General features: G+C 69.0%; 1 protein-coding gene. It reads right to left on the minus strand.

What is annotated here, in order from left to right:
* Window positions 1-242: hypothetical protein (locus QN345_RS20185; protein ID WP_323509261.1), on the minus strand; the 242-nt coding region annotated here is incomplete at its 3' end.
* Window positions 243-271 lie beyond the last annotated feature (29 nt).

Consider the following 271-nt stretch of genomic DNA (forward strand, 5'->3'; position numbering starts at 1 on the left):
AAGCCGATGTTGGACTTCGCTTCGAACAGGTCCTCGGTTGGGAGGACCCCGTCGGGGTCCAGGGCCGCCTGCCACTGAGCGACCATGCCCCGGATCAAGTCCGTCGTCACCGCGACACCCGCCCCGGCCAGGTTCTCCGTCTCCGGGGTGATCAGCCCCGCCGCAGAGGCGACCAGGGCCCGCTCCGCCGTCAACAGGTCATCCGGCGCCACCCGGTGACTGATCACCTGCAACCCGGCCACGATCAACTCCGCCGTCTCCACCCCGATCT

Origin of the sequence: Cryobacterium sp. 10I1 (assembly GCF_035019805.1) — a bacterium.
GTDB lineage: Bacteria > Actinomycetota > Actinomycetes > Actinomycetales > Microbacteriaceae > Cryobacterium > Cryobacterium glucosi.